General features: G+C 71.1%; 1 protein-coding gene. It reads right to left on the reverse strand.

The annotated features are described in order from the left end of the window. A partial coding sequence (prpE, locus tag HKX41_12430; GenBank protein ID NNC24942.1) for a propionyl-CoA synthetase occupies positions 1–253 on the reverse strand: 253 nt, incomplete at both ends.

A 253-nucleotide genomic window follows, 5' to 3' on the forward strand; every position in this document is an offset into this window, starting at 1 on the left:
CGCAGTCCTGCATGCCCGCCGCGACCGCGTGCGGGTCGTGCGCATCGCCGGCCTTGAGCGTGGCGAACACCACCGGCACCTGGCCCTTGAGCTCGTCGTGCACGCCGATCACCGCCGCCTCGGCGACACTGGCGTGGCTGGCCACCGACTCCTCGATCTCGCGGGTGCCCAGGCGGTGGCCGGCGACGTTGATGACATCGTCGGTGCGGCCGAGAATGAAGGTGTAGCCGTCCTCGTCGCGGATCGCCCAGTC

The organism is Salifodinibacter halophilus (assembly GCA_012999515.1).
Lineage (GTDB): Bacteria > Pseudomonadota > Gammaproteobacteria > Nevskiales > Salinisphaeraceae > Salifodinibacter > Salifodinibacter halophilus.